The sequence below is a fragment of the Enterococcus sp. DIV1315a genome, assembly GCF_051712325.1.
GTDB classification, from domain to species: Bacteria; Bacillota; Bacilli; order Lactobacillales; family Enterococcaceae; genus Enterococcus; species Enterococcus faecalis.
Genome location: NZ_JBIOOS010000001.1, coordinates 1,433,039 through 1,453,744, shown reverse-complemented (window position 1 = coordinate 1,453,744; position 20,706 = coordinate 1,433,039). Strand labels below are relative to the sequence as shown.

The following is a 20,706-nucleotide window of genomic DNA, read 5'->3' as shown; positions in this document are numbered from 1 at the left end:
GTTTAGCGAAAGGAGAGTTTCACCGATGAAACAAAAAGTCGCTGTTTTAGGTCCAGGTTCCTGGGGGACAGCTTTAGCTCAAGTATTAGCCGAAAATGGACACGAGGTCTGTATTTGGGGAAATAAACCAGAGCAAATCGATGAAATAAATACAAAACATACCAACAAACATTATTTACCAGAATTAATCTTACCTACTTCAATTCAGGCAACCACTGATTTAGCTACTGCTTTAGTAGATGTGGATGCGGTACTGTTTGTGGTACCAACTAAAGCCATTCGTTCAGTAGCACAAGAAGTGGCCCAACATTTAAAAACAAAACCAATTATTATTCATGCAAGTAAAGGGCTCGAACAAGTTACACATAAGCGGATTTCAGAAGTGATAGCGGAAGAGATTCCAGCAGAAAAACGGCAAGGGATTGTGGTTTTATCTGGTCCAAGCCATGCAGAAGAAGTCGCTGTTCATGACATTACAACCATTACAGCAGCAAGCGAAAATTTAGCAGACGCTGTGTATGTGCAAGAGTTGTTTATGAATGATTACTTTAGAATTTATACGAATGATGATGTGATTGGTGTAGAAACAGGGGCGGCCTTAAAAAATATTATTGCTTTGGGCGCCGGAGCGATTCATGGCTTAGGCTTTGGTGATAATGCCAAAGCGGCAATTATGACTCGTGGTTTAGCAGAAATTAGTCGTTTAGGGGTTGCGATGGGAGCAAACCCATTAACATTTATTGGTTTAAGTGGTGTTGGGGATTTAATTGTTACTTGTACAAGTGTCCATTCTCGAAATTGGCGTGCGGGTAATTTATTAGGAAAAGGCCATAAGTTAGATGAAGTCTTAGAAAACATGGGCATGATTGTGGAAGGTGTTTCAACAACTAAAGCAGCCTATGAATTGGCACAACAATTAGAAGTCGAAATGCCAATCACAGAAACAATCTACAATGTCTTGTACAATGACGAAGATGTACAACAAGCAGCAAAAGAAATCATGTTGCGCGATGGCAAAACCGAAAACGAATTTACACTTGATTTTTAGGAGGAAAAAAGATGAAAGTTAAAAAGGCAGTTATTCCAGCAGCTGGGTTAGGAACACGTTTCTTGCCGGCTACTAAAGCGATGGCAAAAGAAATGTTGCCGATTGTTGATAAACCAACGATTCAATTTATTGTAGAAGAAGCACTAGCTTCAGGAATCGAAGATATTTTAATTGTGACAGGCAAAGCCAAACGTCCGATTGAAGATCATTTCGATTCAAATGTTGAACTAGAAAATAACTTAAAAGAAAAAAATAAAACCGATTTATTGAAATTAGTCGAAGAAACAACGGATGTTAATTTACATTTTATTCGTCAATCCCATCCGAAAGGCTTAGGACACGCTGTTTTACAAGCGAAAGCATTTGTTGGCAATGAACCTTTTGTCGTGATGTTAGGCGACGATTTAATGGAAGATAAAGTGCCATTAACGAAACAATTAATGGATGATTACGAACAAACACATGCTTCGACAATTGCGGTAATGAAAGTACCCCATGAAGATACTTCAAAATATGGTATTATCAACCCAGAAAAAGAAATCGAAAAAGGACTATACAATGTCGAGAATTTTGTTGAAAAACCAAAACCCGAGGAAGCACCAAGTGATTTAGCGATTATCGGCCGTTATTTATTAACCCCTGAAATTTTTGATGTACTTGAAAATCAAAAACCAGGAGCTGGTAACGAAATTCAGTTAACAGATGCGATTGACACTTTAAATAAAACACAACGCGTTTTTGCTCGTGAGTTTAAAGGAGAACGTTACGACGTTGGCGATAAATTTGGGTTTATGAAAACAAGCATTGAATATGGTTTGACTCATCCAGAAGTAAAAGATAATTTACGAGAATACATTATTAATTTAGGTGCTCAATTAGCGAAAAAAGAGCAACCAAAAGAAAAATAAATAAAAATAAGCGTAAAATTTCAATTCGTTAGAAGGAAATTTTACGCTTATTTTCTTAAAGAAAAGGGCATGAGAATTTTATAAAATAAATTGGCATTCTTAGCTTTATGAGTTGTGAAAAATATAAGTTGGTGTTATCCTAAGATTATAAATAAAATTTCAGAGGGGAGTAATGATATGTCAGGTGGGGAAATTGCTGCCTTAATTGCAGCGGTAGCATTTGTTGTTTTAGTCATCTTTTTAGTACTTGTGTTATATAAAGTTTCTCAAGTTGTTTCAAAAATTGAAGATACAATTGATGAAACAAATACAACAATCAAAGTCGTGACTAGCGATGTGAATGTATTGAGTCGCCAAGTGGAAGGCTTGCTTGTTAAAAGTAATGAACTATTGACAGATGTGAATCAAAAAGTGGCAACGATTGATCCGTTGTTTACGGCCGTTGCTGATTTAAGCGAAAGTGTCTCTGAATTGAACACCTCAAGTAAACATTTGATTACAAAGGTAGGAACCGTAGGGAAAGGCACAGCGAAAGCTGGTTTAGTGAGTAAAGTAGGCGGTTCTGCTTTTAGAGCAATGCGTTCAAAAAATAAAAAAACAAATAACTAATTGGAGGAGATTTTTATGGCTAAAAAAGGCGGATTTTTCTTAGGAGCAGTAATTGGTGGAACAGCAGCAGCCGTTGCCGCATTATTACTTGCACCAAAATCAGGTAAAGAATTACGTGATGATTTATCAAATCAAACAGATGATTTAAAAAACAAAGCGCAAGATTACACAGATTATGCTGTTCAAAAAGGAACAGAATTAACAGAAATCGCAAAACAAAAAGCCGGCGTTTTATCAGATCAAGCCTCTGATTTGGCAGGTTCTGTCAAAGAAAAAACAAAAGATTCATTGGATAAAGCACAAGGTGTTTCTGGCGACATGCTTGATAACTTTAAAAAACAAACAGGTGATTTATCTGATCAATTTAAAAAAGCAGCTGACGATGCTCAAGATCACGCAGAAGATTTAGGTGAAATTGCCGAAGATGCAGCAGAAGATATCTATATTGACGTTAAAGATTCTGCGGCAGCGGCCAAAGAAACTGTTTCTGCTGGTGTCGATGAAGCAAAAGAAACCACCAAAGATGTTCCTGAAAAAGCTGCAGAAGCAAAAGAAGATGTTAAAGATGCAGCGAAAGACGTAAAAAAAGAATTTAAAGGGTAACAAGCGTTTAGCTTATGAAAGTTAGCAACGGATCGTGTTGCTTTTGTTCAGCGGCTTACCTTAAAATTTAGAAATGAGGCCATCAGTCCGGTTGACTGATGGCCTCATTTTATTTTTATGCTATTCAATAATTTGCAATTCTTTGGTTGTCTTAGTGAATGGTTCGGAGCCTGTTTTCGTTACGTGTAAACAATCTTCAATACGAACGCCTACTTTTCCAGGAATGTAAATACCGGGCTCAATAGAGAAACACATACCTTCTTCAATGACTAAATCATTGCCATGAACCAGCGATGGGTATTCATGGACAGTGGTTCCAATGCCATGGCCTAAGCGATGGTTAAAGTATTCACCATAACCAGCTTTTGTGATTACACCTCGAGCAATATCATCTAATTCGCCTGCTGTAACACCAGGTTTCACCGCTTCAGTTGCTGCTAATTGTGCTTCTAAAACAATTCCATAAATTTCTTTTTGGAAATCAGAAGGTTCCAAGTAGCTGACTGTTCGTGTGGCATCACTGCAATAGCCATTATGAACGACACCTAAATCAAATAACACTAAGTCATGGGGCTCAATTTTTGTTTCGCCAGGTACCCCGTGAGGACTAGCTCCGTTTTTTCCTGTTAAGACTAACGTATCAAAACTCATTGAGCGAATACCTTGACGTTTTAATTGATACTCGATTTCTGCAACAATTTCTTGTTCCGCAACGCCTGCTTGAATTGCTTTGAAGCCAATCTCAAAAGCGACATCAGCCCAACTACCAGCTTCTAGTAAACGTTGAATTTCAGGTTCTGTTTTAATTAATTGAAGTTTTTCAATTAAAGGCGTAACATCATGCGAAAAATCGCTAGCTGGAAAATAGGTTTTCAATTGATCAAAACGAGCTAAAGAAAGAGCTTGTTTTTCTAAAGCAAAGCGTGGCGTGCCTTGTGTCCGTTTATTTAATAAAGCCGCAATTTTTTCCCAAGGATTTTCGCTATCTAAATAACCATAAACGGGATAAGTCCAACTACTCTTTTCGGCATCTTCGACTTCTAATGCAGGTGTAAATAAAAATGATTGGTCGTCCGCAGCGATAAACAAAGCTAACACGCGTTCATGAGGTTCGCTTTCGTAACCAGAAAAGTAAGCGATATGACCAGGATCACTAATATAAGTGAAGTCAATCTTTTCTTGGTGCATCCAATTTTTTAAATCGGCAATTTTTTCTTGATTCATAAAACATCCTTCTTTCTTTTATTCTGAAGTGAATCACAGTACTATCATAACATGAAATGACAAAAAGTTCCTTTTGAAATGGAAAGTAAATTTTCATGAAAAAACGATAAAACGGTTGCAAAAATAGAAGAATTTTGATATTCTAGGCTAGGAAAGAAATGTAAACAGTGTTTTCAGAAAATGAGAACAAATTCATATTTATAGGAGAAGAAACATGGAAAAACAAACAATTACAATTTATGATGTTGCTAGAGAGGCAAATGTATCTATGGCTACTGTTTCTCGTGTTGTCAATGGTAATCCCAATGTAAAACCAGCAACGCGTAAAAAAGTCTTAGAAGTGATTGATCGCTTAGATTACCGTCCTAACGCAGTCGCACGTGGTTTAGCAAGTAAAAAAACGACAACAGTGGGTGTCATTATTCCAGATGTTAGTAATGCATTTTTTGCTTCATTAGCACGTGGCATTGACGACGTGGCTACAATGTATAAATATAATATCATTTTAGCTAATTCAGATGGAGACGATCAAAAAGAAGTTACTGTATTAAACAATTTACTTGCCAAGCAAGTAGATGGGATTATCTTTATGGGTCATCGTATTACAGATGATATTCGTGGTGAATTTTCACGTTCAAAAACACCTGTTGTCTTAGCAGGTTCAATTGATCCAGACGAACAAGTTGGTAGCGTTAATATTGATTACACAGAAGCAACGAAAGATGCAACAGCGACTTTAGCGAAAAATGGGAACAAAAAAATTGCTTTTGTTAGTGGTGCATTAATCGATCCAATTAATGGTCAAAACCGAATGAAAGGCTACAAAGAAGCTTTAGCGGAAAATGGCTTGTCTTATAATGAAGGCTTAGTTTTTGAATCTGAATATAAATTTAAAGCAGGGATTAATTTGGCTGAGCGTGTCCGTAATAGTGGGGCAACTGCTGCCTTTGTTACAGATGATGAGCTAGCGATTGGTTTATTAGATGGGATGCTAGATGCTGGTGTGAAAGTTCCAGAAGAATTTGAAATCATTACAAGCAATAACTCATTGCTTACAGAAGTCTCTCGTCCACGTCTATCAAGTATTACACAACCTTTATATGATATCGGTGCCGTGTCAATGCGCTTATTAACAAAACTAATGAACAAAGAAGAAATTGAAGAAAAAACAGTTGTTTTACCTTATGGAATTGATCAAAAAGGTTCAACAAAATAAATTGAATTAAACGGCTAAACTAAGAGCGTTAACTCTTAGTTTAGCCGTTTTTTGATACCTAAAAATGAGCCAGAAAACGTATTTTTCTGGCTCATTTTAGCGAGTTAATTATTGTTCTTTTTATTATCGTTGTTTTTATTGTTGTTATTATTTGTAGTGGCACGTGGAGCAAGAGTTCCCCAGTAAGAAGCGTAATTGCTGTCTGTTCCACCGATCCCAAATTTATAGGTACTTTGTGGTGCACCATCTTTGGCATAGTATGAAGTCGTTGTTTTGCCAGGTGTGTTGAACTTGGCACCATTATAGGTAATTGAGCCAGGTTTTTCACCAGTAAATTCAGAAACTTTTGATTTAATAACGCTTGGATCTAATTCAAATTTTTGACCAATGCCAAACAATTCTGGATTCGCATAGTACAGCGCGTTGGCTAAGTTCGCCATATAATTCCCGTTATTGTCGCCGCTGGTCGTCGTCATTGGCGCTGGTAGATCATGTCCTGACCAAGAACTTAGTGTCACAGTCGGGGTAGAGACAATCAGCCATGAATCTTTATAGTCATTAGTTGTCCCAGTTTTTCCGACCCAATCAGCACTGGCTAAATGAGGATTCAAGCCAGCTAATGTTGGTTTGAATTTTGTCGTATTCGCAGAATCCACCACTGAGCGCAACAAGTCATTCATAATAGAAGCGGTCGCCGGTGAATAAACTTGCGTTCCTTCATCTTTGTGTTCGTAGACCACATGTCCGCTATTGTCTGTGATTTTTTCAATCATGTAGGCTTTTTGATATTTACCTTTGTTAGCAAGCGCTTGGAAGCCGTTTGTTTGTGTTACAACATTTGTTTCTACTGAACCCAATGGCGCAGATTCGTAAGCCCAAGCATCTGAAGCTGGATAGTTCATTTTACTTAAGTAGTGATTGTAAGAGAAATTATCATCACCCATTTTTTTCCTTAGCTCATTATTAACATGAACGACAGGGATATTGAAAGACCAATTCAAGGCATTTCGAACAGTCACGAATTGATTTAAATCCACATTTGTGGAATTAACAAATTCTGTACCATCAGCATAAGTCGTTGGGTAGTTGGCCAGACGACTTTCAGAACCAATGATTCCTTGATCAATCGCAGGACCATAGACAGAAATTGGTTTAATCGTAGAACCAACTTGACGATTGGCATTAAAGGCATGGTTGTTTTGATTAATATCGAAGTTTCTACCGCCGATAAAACCGAGGATACGACCAGTAGCGTTATCCATTAAAATATTGCCAGTTTCAATCATTGTATTCCCATTGACATCTGCAGTGCCATCATCAAGCAAATAACCATAATTTGCGACAGCGGTTTGCATCGTGTTGTAAATATTCTGATCAATGGTCGATTGGATTGTATAGCCTTGCGACTGGATTTCGCGACGTGCTTGTTCTTCATATTGATCTAAACCAACTTGATCTAAATCATCACGATTAACTTTAGCTTTTTTCATATCTAAATCCATGACAATCTCAACTGCTTTATCTAACACCGTATAGTATAGATAGCCTTCTGTATTGACATTGGCCTGTTCAGTTGGTAAAAAGTCTTTTTTCAAGTCGTAAGCTTTGGCTTCTTCATATTCCTTTTGTGAAATTGCTTTTTCTCGGTACATACTGAAAAGAACAAAATCTTTTCTCTTCATTCCTAAAGACAAATCGTCTTTCAAGGCACCAGTGTTAGTATAGGGCGTGTAAACAATGGGACTTTGGGGAAGTCCTGCGATAAAGGCCGCTTGAGGAAGATTCAAGTCCTTGGCACTTTTACCAAAGAGTCCTTTGGCTGCTTCTTCCACGCCTGCAATATTTTCACCTTTGTTATTACGACCAAAAGGGGAGACATTTAGATAAGTTGTCACGATTTCGTCCTTAGAAAAGTATTTTTCAATACGTAAAGCTAATAAAATTTCGTTGGCTTTCCGTTTAAAAGTCGTTTCGTCAGTTAAAATCTGTTGCTTGACCAATTGCTGAGTCAATGTTGAACCACCAGAAGAACCGCCGATACCTGTCGCATCAGAAATCAACGCTCGAACTAGCGCTTTTGGTACCACCCCATGATGTTCTTCAAAATATTCATCTTCTGTTGAAATAATGGCTTTTTTTAGCAATGGAGACATTTGATCGCCATTAATTCGTGTCCGAATTAAATCTGATTTGATGTTAGCAATCGGAGTACCATCTGCGTAAGTCATTTTTGACACTTCGGTAATATCACTGATTTCTTTTTGCAATTCTTCCTTCGTTGGGGGCTGTGTATCTTCAACTAGAAAAGCAAAATAGCCCATTCCAATACCTAAGCCAAGAGAGCCACCTAAGACAATCAGAATAACCCCAAAAACCACTAATGACTGAAAAACGCGAATAATGACATTTAAAATAAGTAAAAAGACATTGCCGCCAGAAGAGGTCGTTGGTTTTTGCTTATTGTTACTTGAATTATTTTTCAAAAGCTTCACCTCAATAAAATGATACATTCTGTGTTATTATAGCAAAAAAAAGCTTCTATGAATAGTTTCTACACCAATTGCCATTTTTTGTTGAAAAAACTTAAGAGAAAATAGGGAAATCTCATTTTTTGACTTTTCAAGTGTGACAGAATCGGTTACTATGAATAGGGGAATTTGATCTATTATTATGTTTTACTATAGGAGGAAAATCATGAATTCAGCTTTTTTTGAAGAATTAAAAGCCCGTGGGTTGGTCTACCAAGTCACAGATGAAGAAGCCTTACAAAAACAATTAAATGAAGAATCTGTTAAATTATATATCGGCTTTGATCCAACGGCAGACAGTTTACACATCGGGCATCTACTGCCAATTCTTATGTTACGTCGTTTCCAACAAAATGGTCATGTGCCCATTGCTTTAGTTGGTGGCGGAACAGGCATGATTGGTGATCCATCATTCAAAGATGCAGAACGTAGTTTAAACACACTTGATACAGTGAAAGCTTGGTCTGAAAGTATTAAAGGTCAGTTGTCACGTTTTATCGATTTTGAAGATGAAAAAAATCCAGCGATTCTAGCAAATAACTATGATTGGCTTGGAGAGCTTTCGTTAATTGATTTCTTACGTGATGTGGGAAAAAACTTTACAATTAACTATATGATGAGTAAAGAAAGCGTGAAACGCCGAATCGAAACAGGAATTTCTTATACTGAATTTGCGTATCAATTATTACAAGCGTATGATTTCTTGAAATTGTACGAAACAGAAGGCTGTTTATTGCAATTAGGCGGCAGTGATCAATGGGGGAACATTACTTCAGGGATTGAATTATTACGCCGAGAACAAGAAGTTCAAGGATTTGGCTTAACTATGCCTTTAATTACAAAAGCAGATGGCACCAAATTTGGTAAAACAGAAGGAAACGCAGTTTGGCTAGATGCGGAAAAAACTTCGCCATATGAATTTTATCAATTCTGGATTAACACAGATGATCGTGATGTCGTGAAGTTCTTGAAATACTTTACTTTCTTAACATTGGATGAAATTGCAACAATTGAAGAAGAATTTACAGCGAACCCAGGTCAACGTGCTGCGCAAAAAGCGTTAGCCAAAGAAGTTACTACTTTAGTCCACGGTGAAGCAGCCTATCATCAAGCGGTTAAAATTTCAGAAGCTTTATTCAGCGGGGATATCCAAAGCTTAACAGCAGAAGAAATTAAACAAGGCTTTAAAGATGTACCAACGTATGAGGTGCAACCAGAGGATCAATTAAGTTTAGTCGACTTATTAGTTACCTCAAAAATAGAACCATCCAAACGTCAAGCCCGTGAAGATGTTCAAAATGGAGCGATTTACGTCAATGGAGAACGTAGACAAGATTTAGCAGCTGAATTGACAGAAACTGATAAAATCGAAGGGCAATTTACTGTGATTCGTCGCGGTAAGAAAAAATATTTCTTGTTAAAATACTAAAAAAATGAAAGCTTGGGACGAAGGTCGTTTAGACAACAGGTTCCAAGCTTTCGTTTTTAAAAAAGATAAATTGGGATTAATTCTGTTACAAAAAAACTCTTTTTTACTATTGGGCATATTCAATTACAGATAACTTGTGCTATGCTAGAATAAAAAGTGCAGTCGCTATAAGGAGTAGGTTATGAAATCAATTGTCGAAAAGTTAAACTTAACGAAGTATCAGCACCCAGTTATTTTAAATAGACCACAGGCAGAGTATCTATCTGAATTTGCTTCAGCCGCGCAGCAATTACCCTCAGAACGAGTTGAGCTGATTTTTGCATTTGTAAAAACGATGGCGGAATTTCAAGAGATTGTTTCAATGGTGATTGAAGGTCAACATTTAGTAGAAAATGGGTTGTTATATGTGGCTTATCCGAAAAAAGGCAATAAAATGTATCCAACCTTTGTCCACCGAGATGAAATTTTTCCAACATTACAAGTAAACGAGGCAGATGGGTATATTAAAGGCTCAACCTTAAAATTTAATCGCATGGTTAGTTTAGATGAGACTTTTACGGTTGTCGGCATGAAGAATGTTCTTAAAAAGCCAGCGAAGAATCAGACCAGTTCTGCTGTTGGGGATTATGTTCAATATTTACCAGAAATTGAAGCGTTGGTACAAACAGAACCAGCTGCTGCAGCGACATTCGCTGCATTAACGCCTGGTTATCAAAAAGAGTGGGCGCGGTATGTATTTAGTGCAAAGCGAGCGGAGACACGGAAAAAGCGGCAAACTGAAATGTTAGTCATTTTAAAAGAAGGCTATAAAACCAAAGCTCTTTATCAGCAAAGGAAGAAATAATGGCGCAGTCAATTGAAACAGTTACAGCATACATCGAAACAGTTGAACCAAAATGGCGAATTGCTTATCAGCAAGTATTAGATGTCGTTTCGCAAAATTTGCCAGCAGGATTTGAATTAACGATGCAATATGGCATGCCAACCTTTGTTGTGCCGCTTTCAGTATTTCCAGAAGGCTATCTAAACCGTGTGGATGAACCGTTACCATTTATCAGCTTAGGCGCTACTAAAAGGCAAGTAGCTTTATATCACATGGGATTAATGGGAAATGAAGCCGTCCGAAGTTGGTTTCAAGAAGCCTATCAGGAACAAGTGTCAACAAAGCTAAACATGGGGAAAAGTTGTCTTCGCTTCACTAATCCTAAGCGAATACCCTATGAACTAATTGGCGAATTAGTAACAAAAATCACGCTAGAAGAATGGCTGCAACAGTATCAACACCACCAAAAGAAAAAGAAGAATTATTAGGAGGAACCACATGTTATTAGGATCACACGTTAGTATGAGTGGCAAGAAAATGCTATTAGGCTCTGCCGAGGAAGCGGCTAGCTATGGCTCAACAACCTTTATGATTTATACAGGCGCGCCACAAAACACGCGCCGGAAACCGATTGAAGAAATGAATATTGAAGCTGGGCAAGCTTTTATGAAGGAACACAATTTAAGTAATATCGTCGTTCATGCCCCGTATATTATTAATTTAGGTAATACAATTAAAACGGAAAATTTCGGTTTTGCCGTAGACTTTTTGCGACAAGAAATTGAGCGAGCACAAGCGTTGGGAGCAACGCAAATCACGTTACACCCAGGTGCGCATGTTGGTGCAGGTCCAGAAGCCGGCATCAAACAAATTGTTAAAGGACTAAACGAAGTCTTGTGGAAAGAGCAAATCCCTCAAATCGCTTTAGAAACAATGGCTGGTAAAGGAACCGAAATCGGCCGTACGTTTGATGAACTAGCTGCGATTATTGACGGAGTTACGCTAAATGATAAACTTTCTGTCACTCTGGATACTTGCCACATTAATGATGCAGGTTATAATGTAAAAGATGATTTTGATGGCGTATTAGTTGAATTTGATAAAATTATCGGATTGGATCGTTTAAAAGTTATTCATGTGAATGATTCTAAAAATCCTATGGGCTCACATAAAGATCGTCATGCCAATATTGGCTTTGGCACTATTGGTTTTGAAGCTTTAAATGGTGTGGTTCACCATGGAAAATTAGCTGCTTTACCAAAAATTTTAGAAACACCTTATGTCGGAGAAGACAAAAAAAATAAAAAGGCCCCTTACGGCTTTGAAATTGCGATGTTAAAAAATCAAACATTTGATCCAGAATTATTAGAAAAAATTCAAGGACAAAACTAAAGCAACAATCGCTCTTAAAGGTCCTATTGACATTTAAGAGCGTATATTTTTGACTTTTAATCACTATTTTGCAAAAAAATCAGACTTTTTTCATTATTTAAGAGAAATCCCGCAAAAAGAACTTTTCTTTTTTTGCTATTTCTAGTAAAATAATTCATTGAGAGCAAAACTATACGGAGAGGAGAGAGTTTCAATGGCAACAGGTTGGGTAGTATTAATCGCAGTAATCGCTTTATTAGTAGGCGCTGCAGGGGGCTTTTTCCTTGCACGCAAATATATGCAAGATTATTTCAAAAAAAATCCTCCCGTTAATGAGGATATGTTACGCATGATGATGGCATCAATGGGTCAAAAACCGTCAGAGAAAAAGGTTAGACAAATGATGCAACAAATGAAAAACCAAGGAAAATAGTAAAGGTTATTCAGGTAATCATGAATAAGTGTAAAAACGGGCTGATTTTCAGTCCGTTTTTTTGTTGTTTTGCGGGAGAATAGGATAATCTAGGAGGAAAAGAGCGAAACGTTTAATCAAAAACAACAATAACGAAGAAACCTTCTAGCTCGAAAGTAGTCTTCGTAGAACAACAAAGTAAAAGGAGGGACAACTGAATGTCCATATTCAAAAAATTAGGCTGGTTTTTTAAGCAAGAGAAAAAAAGTTATATTATTGGGGTTTTCTCATTAATGATGGTCGCTCTTGTTCAATTAGTCCCGCCCAAAGTTATTGGCGTCGTTGTAGATGAAATCGTTAACAAAGAAATTCGCTTAACGAAAATTATCGTGTGGATTGTACTCTTGATTGGTGCTGGGCTTGCCCAATATCTTTTTCGCTATATTTGGCGGATGCATATTTGGGGGAGTGCCGCTCGTTTGGAAAAAGAGCTACGGACTCAATTATTTCATCATTTCACAAAAATGGATAGCATCTTTTATCAGAAATATCGGACAGGTGACTTGATGGCGCATGCAACCAATGATTTAAATGCCATCCAAAATGTGGCTGGAGCTGGGATTTTAACATTTGCTGACTCTGTGATTACGGGAGGAACAACGATTATCGCAATGGTTCTATTTGTCGATTGGCGCTTAACATTAATTGTTTTATTACCGCTGCCTTTATTAGCGGTCACCTCACGAGTTCTAGGTTCTAAGTTGCATGATGCCTTTCGAGATTCACAAGCTGCTTTTTCAGCGATTAATGATAAAACACAAGAAAGTATCACTGGAATTAAAGTCATTAAAACATTTGGGCAAGAAAAAGAAGATCTTGCTGATTTTACAGAGAAAATTGATGATGCTATCGTCAAAAATAAACGAACGAACTTTTTAGATGCACTGTTTGATCCGTTTATTACGCTGATTATTGGTGTTTCTTATGTTTTGACAATTATTATTGGTGGTCGCTTCATCATGGAAGGAACGATTAGTTTAGGTCAGTTGGTCTCTTTCATTGCCTATATTGGGATGCTAGTTTGGCCAATGTTTGCAATTGGGCGCTTATTTAATGTGTTAGAACGTGGGAATGCTAGTTACGATCGTGTGAACGAATTATTACATGAAAAAACGCATATTATCGAACGAAAAGATGCCATCAAAACAATGGCGCAAGGAACAATTTCAATGAAGATTGATTCTTTTTCTTATCCAAAAGAAGAGGCAGTGGCGTTGGAAAATATCCAATTTTCGTTGCAAGAAGGAGAAACTTTGGGGATTGTTGGCAAAACAGGCGCTGGTAAAACCACTATTTTGAAGTTGTTGATGCGTGAATATGACCAATACCAAGGAACGATTTCCTTTGGAAAACATGACATTAAAAATTACACATTAGATGCATTGATGGGTGCAATGGGGTACGTGCCACAGGACCATTTTCTCTTTTCCATGACGGTACGAGATAACATTCGTTTTGCTAAACCACACTTGGAACAAGCAGCAGTTGAACAAGCGGCAGCATTAGCATTTATTAACCAAGAAATTAAAGCGTTTCCTGAAGGCTATGACACAATGGTTGGGGAACGTGGCGTTTCGCTTTCTGGAGGACAAAAACAACGGATTTCTATTGCACGGGCCTTGATTGTTGAACCAGAATTGTTAATTTTAGACGATGCCTTATCTGCAGTCGATGCGAAGACTGAAGAGGCGATTTTATCAAATCTAAAAGAAACGCGCCAAGAAAAAACCACTATTATTACAGCGCATCGTTTAAGTAGTGTCATGCATGCAAAAGAAATCTTAGTGTTGGATGAAGGGAAAATTATTGAACGGGGGACGCATCCAGAGTTACTGGCTCAGAAGGGTTGGTATCAGCGGATGTGGGAAAAACAGCAATTAGAAGCGAAAATTGAAGGGAGTGAGAGTTAATGGAAGAAAAGTATCAATCCGAATGGTCCAGAGAGTTACCGCTGAAAGAACAATTAACGATTGTTCAGCGTTTGTTTCGTTTTGCCAAACCGTTTCGACGCATGTTTTACACAGCTATTCTCTTTGCATTTGGCTTATCAATTATCAATATTCTTTTGCCTAGAGTCATTCAAGTTTTTATGGATAATTATTTAACGCCTAAAACTGCTACAATGCAAGTGATTCTAACTTTTGCTGCTATTTATTTCTTTGGTGTCATTGTCAAAAGTATTGTTTGGTTTTTCCAATGGTATTTGTATTCGATGGCTTCTTTAAAAACGTATCAATATATACGAGTGAAATTATTTGAAAAATTACACACTTTAGGTATGCGTTATTTTGATCAAACACCAGCGGGTTCGACGGTGTCTCGTGTTACAAATGACACAGAAACATTGTTTGAATTCTGGTATGTATTCCTAATGGTGATTACAGGAATTTTTGCCGTAATCTCGTCATTTTTTGCAATGTTTCAACTCAGTCCAAAAATTTCATTTTATTGTCTAATTTTCTTGCCAATTTTATTAGTTGTGATTTGGTATTACCAAAAATTTAGTTCAAAATTATATCGCAGTATGCGGGAAAAATTAAGTCAATTAAACACCAAACTAAATGAATACATCTCTGGTATGCAAATCATTCAACAATTTCGCCAAGAAAAGCGTTTGGAAAAAGAATTTGAAGAAACCAATGATGACTATTTAAAAACACGAGTAGCAATGATTCGTATGAATTCGTTATTATTAAGTCCCATCATTAATTTGTTGTATACGTTGGCGATTGCATTGGCCTTAACTATGTTTGGCATCGATGCTTTACATTCTCCTGTAGAAGCGGGGATGATTTATGCTTTTGTAACGTATGTCCAAGCTTTTTTTAATCCGATGACACAAATGATGGACTTCCTAAGTATCTTTACAGATGGGATTGTCGCAGGTAGCCGTATTTTAAAAATTATGGATACGGAAGAATTAACGCCGCAACAATCAGTAGGTGCGAATGGGGAAATTATTCGCGGGAAAATTGAATTTCGCAATGTTACTTTTTCTTATGACGGCAAAAACGAAGTATTGAAAAATATTAGCTTTGTCGCAAATCCCGGGGAAACCGTCGCTTTAGTCGGTCATACTGGAAGTGGTAAAAGTTCAATTATTAATGTACTCATGCGTTTCTATGAATTTTATGAAGGGCAGATTTTAATTGATGATCGAGACATTCGTGATTTTCCCATGACAGAATTACGGGAAAAGATGGGCTTAGTATTACAGGACGCTTTCATGTTTTATGGAGATATTGCTGGAAATATCCGTTTACTGAATCCCAATATTACAGATGAGCAAATTAAACAGGCTGCGGAATTTGTTCAGGCAGATAAATTTATTCACACGTTACCCAATACCTATCATGCGAAAGTCATTGAACGAGGAGCGAGTTATTCTAGCGGACAACGTCAATTAATTTCGTTTGCACGAACGATTGTGACTGATCCCAAAATTTTAGTTTTAGATGAAGCAACCGCTAATATTGATACAGAAACAGAAGGATTGATTCAAGAAGGATTAGCCAAAATGCGTCAAGGGAGAACGACAATTGCGATTGCGCATCGCCTTTCGACGATTCGTGATGCAAACTTGATTTTAGTTTTAGACAAAGGGCAGATTGTAGAACGAGGAACGCACGAAACGTTACTGGCAGAAGGTGGCCTTTATGCGGATATGTATCAGTTACAAAGTACGGAAGTTTAACGTAATAATAGAAAGAGTTAAATAACCTAAACAAAGGCATTTAGTGTTAGGAAATTCCTAATTCTAGGTGTCTTTGTAGCTCTTTAAATTGCAAAAAAGAATAGAAATGGTATGATATGAAGAGAGAAAAACAAACGAGGAAGTTAGGTGGAACTGTGAAGCCAGTTATAGTCAAAAATGTGCGAATAGGTGAAGGGAATCCCAAAATTGTGGTGCCCATTGTTGCTCCAACAGCCGAGGATATTTTGGCCGAAGCAACGGCGAGCCAAACACTAGATTGTGATTTGGTGGAATGGCGTTTAGACTATTATGAAAATGTCGCTGATTTTTCCGATGTATGTAATCTTTCACAACAAGTAATGGAACGGTTGGGGCAAAAACCGTTATTGTTAACTTTTCGTACACAAAAAGAAGGCGGCGAAATGGCTTTTTCCGAGGAAAATTATTTTGCTTTGTATCATGAATTAGTGAAAAAGGGTGCGTTGGATTTATTGGATATTGAATTATTTGCGAATCCACTGGCGGCAGATACGTTAATTCACGAAGCTAAAAAGGCGGGGATTAAAATTGTTCTCTGTAATCACGACTTTCAGAAAACACCGTCGCAAGAGGAGATTGTCGCGCGGTTACGCCAAATGCAAATGCGTCAGGCGGATATTTGTAAAATAGCTGTGATGCCACAAGATGCGACAGATGTACTTACGTTACTTTCAGCAACCAATGAAATGTACACCCATTATGCATCTGTTCCAATCGTTACTATGTCAATGGGACAGTTAGGGATGATTAGTCGCGTAACAGGTCAACTGTTCGGATCGGCACTAACTTTTGGCTCCGCCCAGCAAGCGTCTGCACCAGGCCAACTATCCGTACAAGTATTAAGAAATTATTTAAAGACATTCGAACAAAACAAGTGATTCAGAAGGTGAAAAAAGTGGCAAAGAAAAAAACACAACAAAAAACGAATGCGATGCGCATGGTAGAACAACATAAAGTACCATATAAAGAATATGAATTCGCTTGGAGCGAAGATCATTTAAGTGCAGAAAGTGTCGCTGAAAGTTTAGGTATTGACAAAGGACGAATTTTTAAAACCTTGGTTACAGTAGGTAATAAAACAGGTCCAGTCGTGGCTGTCATTCCTGGTAACCAAGAATTAGATTTAAAAAAATTAGCGAAAGCTAGTGGCAACAAAAAGGTAGAGATGCTTCACTTAAAAGATTTAGAAGCAACCACAGGCTATATTCGTGGCGGTTGTTCCCCAATTGGGATGAAAAAACAATTTCCCACCTATTTGGCTGAAGAAGCTCAACAATATTCTGCAATTATTGTTTCTGCAGGCAAACGTGGCATGCAAATTGAATTAGCGCCTGAAGCAATCCTTTCGCTAACTAATGGACAATTTGCGGAAATAACGACAGAAGAATAAGTGGGCTATAAGAAGAAGTCGAGACAGAACCGTTTATCTGTTTTTAAGCGTGGAGCAAAAATCCCTAGTTTTTTTTGCTCCACGCTTAACTATCAAATTAATAAAGGAAAAGCATTAAGTAAACAGTGCTACTTTTTATTGGGATAAAATTTTTGTAATGCTTGCCGTGCGAGCATATCGGCCGCTTTGTTTTGACTTTCAGGTAGCCATTTGATTAAGAGCAAAGGAAAATTCTTTTCTAGTTGTTGATATTCTGCTAAATAAGGATGGTACTTTTCATTTTTAGCATAGTTTTTTTCAATTGTTTGGACAACAATTTTACTATCTGAGTGGAGAAGAACGGTTTGTTGATTGTCTTCATTGGCAATCGCTTGTTTTAAAGCTTCAATCAGCACTTTAAATTCGGCTTCGTGATTACTAACAATGCCTAAAGGCACATGCAATTGTTGCCGCGATTGGTCGGTGAGGTAAACGATACCGCCGCCAGATTCACCTGGATTGCCTTTTGTTGCAGCATCTACATAAATTCTTAACATAAAATTACTCCTAATTTCTTTTTGTTCTTAAAAAAAGTATGTTACTATTATAACATATTTAAATTTAGCGGCGTTGATCCAGAAGTAGTGAGGGCACTTTATGAAAACACAGAAATTTTATTGGCAGCCAGAATTAGCATCAACAATTATTTACTGGTCTTGCACATTTTGTATATTATTTATTAGTTTAATTTTAGCATTGGAAAATAATGGTCCTTACTTGATTAGTAATCTGGTGATGGTTCCATTTTTTGTGTTTGCGTATCTAGGGATTGCGCGGTCTTTTAACATGACAGAAACATCTTTAATTGTCAGAGATGTTTTGTGGTTTCGCAAAAAAGCACTTCCGCTTTCTCAGATAGAAAAAGTAACCTACAATGAAAAAAGCATCGAAATTTTTTCCTCAGAATTTAAGGAAGGCTCAAAAGTCTTTTTAATGAAAAAGAAAACGATTCCGTTATTTCTTGAGGCACTTAAGGTAAAAAAGCCTGAATTGAAGGTAGCAGAAGATCATTCTTTGGGCCTTCATAAAAAAGAAGAAAAAAACAAGAGTGAGTCATAAGTCGAAACGACTGGTGACCCACTCTCAAAATCTTAAAATAATCAGCTGAAACAAACGCTGCGTTTACTTGCTTTTTGGAGCAAAGCGTTGTTGGTTCAGCTTTTTTAGTTATCTATTTTTTTGACATGTGCTGCTTGTAGCCCACGATTGCCTTCCATTATCTCGAATTCTACAGATTGATTCTCATCAAGTGATTTGAATCCGTCACCTTCTATAGCAGTGAAGTGGACAAAAATCTCATCTTCTTCGTTGTAAACGATAAAACCATAACCTTTTCTGTTATCGAACCATTTGACAATTCCTTTTTGCATCCAATTCACGCTCCTTTTAGATTTGTAAAGACACTTTCATTATACGAGAAAAGGCTACCAAACGTCAATGGTTGGGTTGTTTAAAAAAGGTTATTCTAGCCATTCTATTCAATACAAGCTATAATTTAAAAGAAACAATGTGTCACAAAGACGATAAAGAATTGAAAAGGGGTCCGTTATGAAGACAGATATTAACATTGCACAAGCAGCAACATTAAAACCTATTCAAGAGATTGCCGAAACAATCGGTCTTTCAGAAGATTCGCTAGAACTTTATGGGAAATACAAAGCGAAAATAGATTTTCCAACGCTTCAATCCTTAGAAGCGAAACCAGAAGGTAAATTAATCCTCGTTACGTCGATTAATCCAACGCCAGCAGGAGAAGGAAAGTCAACCGTGACCATTGGTTTAGGAGATGCATTAAATCAAATCAATAAAAAAACAGTTATTGCCCTAAGAGAACCATCATTAGGTCCTGTGATGGGGATTAAAGGTGGCGCAACAGGTGGCGGTTACGCACAAGTATTACCAATGGAAGAAATCAATTTGCATTTTACTGGTGATATGCATGCCATTACGACAGCCAATAATGCCTTAGCTGCGTTACTAGATAATCATTTACAGCAAGGAAATGAATTAAAGATTGATTCTCGGCGGGTGATTTGGAAACGTGCAGTGGATCTAAATGATCGTGCGCTCAGACAGGTCGTCGTTGGTTTAGGCGGTCCTTTCCAAGGTGTACCAAGAGAAGACGGTTTCGATATTACTGTGGCAAGCGAAATTATGGCGATTCTTTGTTTAGCGCAAAATTTAACGGACTTAAAAGAACGCTTAAGTCGGATTATTGTCGCCTATAATGACCAAAGAGAGCCGGTGACGGTTAAAGATTTAAACGTGGCAGGTGCGCTGACTTTATTATTAAAAGACGCCTTAAAACCTAATTTAGTTCAAACGATTGAAGGAACTCCAGCTTTTGTTCACGGTGGTCCTTTTGCCAATATCGCTCATGGATGTAACAGTATTTTAGCGACAAAAACGGCTTTGCATCTAGGGGATTATGTCGTAACAGAAGCGGGTTTTGGTGGTGACTTGGGTGGCGAAAAATTTTTAGATATTAAAGTACCTTCTTTAGGAAAAGCACCCGATGCCGTTGTGATTGTGGCAACGATTCGCGCGTTGAAAATGCATGGCGGTTTGGCGAAAGATCAGTTAGCAGAAGAAAATTTACCAGCGTTACAAAAAGGCTTTGCCAACTTAGAAAAACATATTCAAAACATGCAACGTTATGATGTACCAGTAGTTGTTGCAATTAATGAGTTTACACAGGATACAGAAAAAGAAATTCAACTATTGAAAGAAGCCTGCCAAGCGTTAGGCGTGCCCGTCGAGTTAACAAGTGTTTGGGCGCAAGGTGGCGCAGGTGGCACGAACCTAGCGAAAACAGTAGTAGCAGAGATTGAAGCCAATACAAAACAGTTTCAACCTTTATATAATCCTCGCCAAACTATTGAAGAAAAAATTCAAGCCATTGTACAAACGATTTACGGCGGGGAACAGGCGATTTTTTCTCCGAAAGCGCAAAAACAAATCGCAGATTTTACAAAAAATGGTTGGGATCAATTACCAATTTGCATGGCGAAGACACAGTATTCACTTTCGGACGATCCTCAAAAATTAGGACGGCCAGAAGGATTTACGATTACGATTCGTGAGCTAGTTCCAAAAATCGGTGCAGGGTTTATCGTGGCGTTAACGGGTGACATTTTAACGATGCCTGGCTTGCCGAAAGTTCCTGCTGCGTTAAATATGGATGTGGACGAAACGGGTCAAGCGAGCGGTCTCTTTTAAAGCCGCTCTTTCCTGAGACTTATTTTTAGTATATACTTGAAAGTAGCTCAATAAAAAATGATGACGGAAATTTATTGCGTAGTTTATTATAAGG

20 protein-coding genes and 1 pseudogene are annotated in these 20,706 nt (G+C 37.6%); 17 read left to right on the top strand and 4 right to left on the bottom strand.

Features of this window, described 5'->3' with window-relative positions; genetic code table 11:
- Positions 1 to 25 precede the first annotated feature (25 nt).
- The 4 genes from IGJ03_RS07020 to IGJ03_RS07005 all read left to right on the top strand — a co-directional run bounded on the left by IGJ03_RS07020 (position 26) and on the right by IGJ03_RS07005 (position 3,168).
- The gene (locus IGJ03_RS07020; RefSeq protein ID WP_010777678.1) at positions 26 to 1,048 is read left to right on the top strand and encodes an NAD(P)H-dependent glycerol-3-phosphate dehydrogenase; all 1,023 of its coding nucleotides are present in this window, start codon (positions 26 to 28) and stop codon (positions 1,046 to 1,048) included.
- 11 nt (positions 1,049 to 1,059) lie between these two features.
- Positions 1,060 to 1,956, top strand: coding sequence for a UTP--glucose-1-phosphate uridylyltransferase GalU (galU, locus tag IGJ03_RS07015; RefSeq protein ID WP_002357314.1), 897 nt, complete (start codon positions 1,060 to 1,062; stop codon positions 1,954 to 1,956).
- A 177-nt stretch (positions 1,957 to 2,133) separates the two neighbouring features.
- The gene (locus tag IGJ03_RS07010) at positions 2,134 to 2,565 is read left to right on the top strand and encodes a DUF948 domain-containing protein (protein ID WP_002357316.1); all 432 of its coding nucleotides are present in this window, start codon (positions 2,134 to 2,136) and stop codon (positions 2,563 to 2,565) included.
- Between the two features lie 15 nt (positions 2,566 to 2,580).
- Positions 2,581 to 3,168: a YtxH domain-containing protein gene (locus tag IGJ03_RS07005; protein WP_002381831.1), complete on the top strand. Its 588-nt coding sequence runs from the start codon at positions 2,581 to 2,583 to the stop codon at positions 3,166 to 3,168.
- A gap of 120 nt (positions 3,169 to 3,288) precedes the next feature.
- Here IGJ03_RS07005 and IGJ03_RS07000 read toward each other — a convergent pair whose 3' ends face one another.
- Positions 3,289 to 4,392 (bottom strand): aminopeptidase P family protein, encoded by a 1,104-nt coding sequence (locus IGJ03_RS07000; protein ID WP_002379504.1) that lies wholly within the window; start codon positions 4,390 to 4,392, stop codon positions 3,289 to 3,291.
- Positions 4,393 to 4,606: 214 nt separating this feature from the next.
- Here IGJ03_RS07000 and ccpA point away from each other — a divergent pair, with 214 nt between their 5' ends.
- A complete protein-coding gene (gene ccpA, locus IGJ03_RS06995; RefSeq protein WP_002357319.1) occupies positions 4,607 to 5,608 on the top strand; it encodes a catabolite control protein A in 1,002 nt (333 codons plus the stop codon).
- A gap of 104 nt (positions 5,609 to 5,712) precedes the next feature.
- Here ccpA and IGJ03_RS06990 read toward each other — a convergent pair whose 3' ends face one another.
- Entirely contained in the window at positions 5,713 to 8,118 is a 2,406-nt protein-coding gene (locus IGJ03_RS06990) for a transglycosylase domain-containing protein (RefSeq protein WP_375804636.1), read from the bottom strand.
- Between the two features lie 184 nt (positions 8,119 to 8,302).
- Between IGJ03_RS06990 and tyrS the strand changes: the two genes are divergently transcribed.
- The 10 genes and pseudogenes from tyrS (at position 8,303) to ybaK (ending at position 17,354) form a co-directional block, all read left to right on the top strand.
- On the top strand, positions 8,303 to 9,565 hold the full coding sequence (gene tyrS, locus IGJ03_RS06985; protein ID WP_002357324.1) for a tyrosine--tRNA ligase: 1,263 nt from the start codon (positions 8,303 to 8,305) through the stop codon (positions 9,563 to 9,565).
- A 4-nt stretch (positions 9,566 to 9,569) separates the two neighbouring features.
- A pseudogene (locus tag IGJ03_RS06980) lies at positions 9,570 to 9,750 on the top strand (hypothetical protein).
- A complete protein-coding gene (locus tag IGJ03_RS06975) occupies positions 9,747 to 10,409 on the top strand; it encodes a YdeI/OmpD-associated family protein (protein ID WP_375804637.1) in 663 nt (220 codons plus the stop codon). The pseudogene IGJ03_RS06980 and the gene IGJ03_RS06975 overlap by 4 nt, the downstream one beginning before the upstream one ends.
- Positions 10,409 to 10,876, top strand: a complete 468-nt coding sequence (locus IGJ03_RS06970; RefSeq protein WP_104866540.1) for a DUF1801 domain-containing protein — start codon at positions 10,409 to 10,411, stop codon at positions 10,874 to 10,876. The genes IGJ03_RS06975 and IGJ03_RS06970 overlap by 1 nt, the downstream gene beginning before the upstream one ends.
- Before the next feature lie 10 nt (positions 10,877 to 10,886).
- The gene (locus tag IGJ03_RS06965) at positions 10,887 to 11,780 is read left to right on the top strand and encodes a deoxyribonuclease IV (protein ID WP_104866541.1); all 894 of its coding nucleotides are present in this window, start codon (positions 10,887 to 10,889) and stop codon (positions 11,778 to 11,780) included.
- Positions 11,781 to 11,973: 193 nt separating this feature from the next.
- On the top strand, positions 11,974 to 12,192 hold the full coding sequence (locus IGJ03_RS06960) for a YneF family protein (protein WP_002357397.1): 219 nt from the start codon (positions 11,974 to 11,976) through the stop codon (positions 12,190 to 12,192).
- Between the two features lie 197 nt (positions 12,193 to 12,389).
- Positions 12,390 to 14,141, top strand: coding sequence for an ABC transporter ATP-binding protein (locus tag IGJ03_RS06955; protein WP_375804638.1), 1,752 nt, complete (start codon positions 12,390 to 12,392; stop codon positions 14,139 to 14,141).
- Entirely contained in the window at positions 14,141 to 15,925 is a 1,785-nt protein-coding gene (locus IGJ03_RS06950; protein WP_010816558.1) for an ABC transporter ATP-binding protein, read from the top strand. The genes IGJ03_RS06955 and IGJ03_RS06950 overlap by 1 nt, the downstream gene beginning before the upstream one ends.
- Before the next feature lie 155 nt (positions 15,926 to 16,080).
- Positions 16,081 to 16,842 carry a type I 3-dehydroquinate dehydratase gene (aroD, locus tag IGJ03_RS06945; protein WP_002357400.1) on the top strand — a complete coding sequence of 254 codons (762 nt, stop codon included), beginning with the start codon at positions 16,081 to 16,083 and terminating at the stop codon, positions 16,840 to 16,842.
- Positions 16,839 to 17,354 carry a Cys-tRNA(Pro) deacylase gene (gene ybaK / locus IGJ03_RS06940; RefSeq protein WP_161970563.1) on the top strand — a complete coding sequence of 172 codons (516 nt, stop codon included), beginning with the start codon at positions 16,839 to 16,841 and terminating at the stop codon, positions 17,352 to 17,354. Before aroD ends, ybaK begins: the two co-directional genes overlap by 4 nt.
- A 128-nt stretch (positions 17,355 to 17,482) precedes the next feature.
- Here the strand turns inward: ybaK and IGJ03_RS06935 are convergent, their stop codons facing one another.
- Positions 17,483 to 17,890: a ribonuclease HI family protein gene (locus IGJ03_RS06935; RefSeq protein WP_375804639.1), complete on the bottom strand. Its 408-nt coding sequence runs from the start codon at positions 17,888 to 17,890 to the stop codon at positions 17,483 to 17,485.
- A gap of 100 nt (positions 17,891 to 17,990) precedes the next feature.
- On the opposite strand from IGJ03_RS06935, the gene IGJ03_RS06930 reads away from it, so the two are divergent.
- A complete protein-coding gene (locus IGJ03_RS06930; protein ID WP_010777672.1) occupies positions 17,991 to 18,452 on the top strand; it encodes an EbsA family protein in 462 nt (153 codons plus the stop codon).
- Between the two features lie 104 nt (positions 18,453 to 18,556).
- Here the strand turns inward: IGJ03_RS06930 and IGJ03_RS06925 are convergent, their stop codons facing one another.
- Positions 18,557 to 18,763 carry a cold-shock protein gene (locus IGJ03_RS06925; protein ID WP_002357404.1) on the bottom strand — a complete coding sequence of 69 codons (207 nt, stop codon included), beginning with the start codon at positions 18,761 to 18,763 and terminating at the stop codon, positions 18,557 to 18,559.
- A gap of 178 nt (positions 18,764 to 18,941) precedes the next feature.
- Between IGJ03_RS06925 and IGJ03_RS06920 the strand changes: the two genes are divergently transcribed.
- The gene (locus IGJ03_RS06920; protein WP_002371060.1) at positions 18,942 to 20,612 is read left to right on the top strand and encodes a formate--tetrahydrofolate ligase; all 1,671 of its coding nucleotides are present in this window, start codon (positions 18,942 to 18,944) and stop codon (positions 20,610 to 20,612) included.
- Positions 20,613 to 20,706: the final 94 nt, after the last annotated feature.

What these genes read in the sequence shown, in the direction of transcription:
- IGJ03_RS07020 (WP_010777678.1), top strand. Translation starts at nt 26, where the DNA reads ATGAAACAAAAAGTCGCTGTTTTAGGTCCAGGTTCCTGGGGGACAGCT.
- galU (WP_002357314.1), top strand. Translation starts at nt 1,060, where the DNA reads ATGAAAGTTAAAAAGGCAGTTATTCCAGCAGCTGGGTTAGGAACACGT.
- IGJ03_RS07010 (WP_002357316.1), top strand. Translation starts at nt 2,134, where the DNA reads ATGTCAGGTGGGGAAATTGCTGCCTTAATTGCAGCGGTAGCATTTGTT.
- IGJ03_RS07005 (WP_002381831.1), top strand. Translation starts at nt 2,581, where the DNA reads ATGGCTAAAAAAGGCGGATTTTTCTTAGGAGCAGTAATTGGTGGAACA.
- IGJ03_RS07000 (WP_002379504.1), bottom strand. Translation starts at nt 4,392, where the DNA reads ATGAATCAAGAAAAAATTGCCGATTTAAAAAATTGGATGCACCAAGAA.
- ccpA (WP_002357319.1), top strand. Translation starts at nt 4,607, where the DNA reads ATGGAAAAACAAACAATTACAATTTATGATGTTGCTAGAGAGGCAAAT.
- IGJ03_RS06990 (WP_375804636.1), bottom strand. Translation starts at nt 8,118, where the DNA reads ATGTATCATTTTATTGAGGTGAAGCTTTTGAAAAATAATTCAAGTAAC.
- tyrS (WP_002357324.1), top strand. Translation starts at nt 8,303, where the DNA reads ATGAATTCAGCTTTTTTTGAAGAATTAAAAGCCCGTGGGTTGGTCTAC.
- IGJ03_RS06975 (WP_375804637.1), top strand. Translation starts at nt 9,747, where the DNA reads ATGAAATCAATTGTCGAAAAGTTAAACTTAACGAAGTATCAGCACCCA.
- IGJ03_RS06970 (WP_104866540.1), top strand. Translation starts at nt 10,409, where the DNA reads ATGGCGCAGTCAATTGAAACAGTTACAGCATACATCGAAACAGTTGAA.
- IGJ03_RS06965 (WP_104866541.1), top strand. Translation starts at nt 10,887, where the DNA reads ATGTTATTAGGATCACACGTTAGTATGAGTGGCAAGAAAATGCTATTA.
- IGJ03_RS06960 (WP_002357397.1), top strand. Translation starts at nt 11,974, where the DNA reads ATGGCAACAGGTTGGGTAGTATTAATCGCAGTAATCGCTTTATTAGTA.
- IGJ03_RS06955 (WP_375804638.1), top strand. Translation starts at nt 12,390, where the DNA reads ATGTCCATATTCAAAAAATTAGGCTGGTTTTTTAAGCAAGAGAAAAAA.
- IGJ03_RS06950 (WP_010816558.1), top strand. Translation starts at nt 14,141, where the DNA reads ATGGAAGAAAAGTATCAATCCGAATGGTCCAGAGAGTTACCGCTGAAA.
- IGJ03_RS06935 (WP_375804639.1), bottom strand. Translation starts at nt 17,890, where the DNA reads ATGTTAAGAATTTATGTAGATGCTGCAACAAAAGGCAATCCAGGTGAA.
- IGJ03_RS06930 (WP_010777672.1), top strand. Translation starts at nt 17,991, where the DNA reads ATGAAAACACAGAAATTTTATTGGCAGCCAGAATTAGCATCAACAATT.
- IGJ03_RS06925 (WP_002357404.1), bottom strand. Translation starts at nt 18,763, where the DNA reads ATGCAAAAAGGAATTGTCAAATGGTTCGATAACAGAAAAGGTTATGGT.
- IGJ03_RS06920 (WP_002371060.1), top strand. Translation starts at nt 18,942, where the DNA reads ATGAAGACAGATATTAACATTGCACAAGCAGCAACATTAAAACCTATT.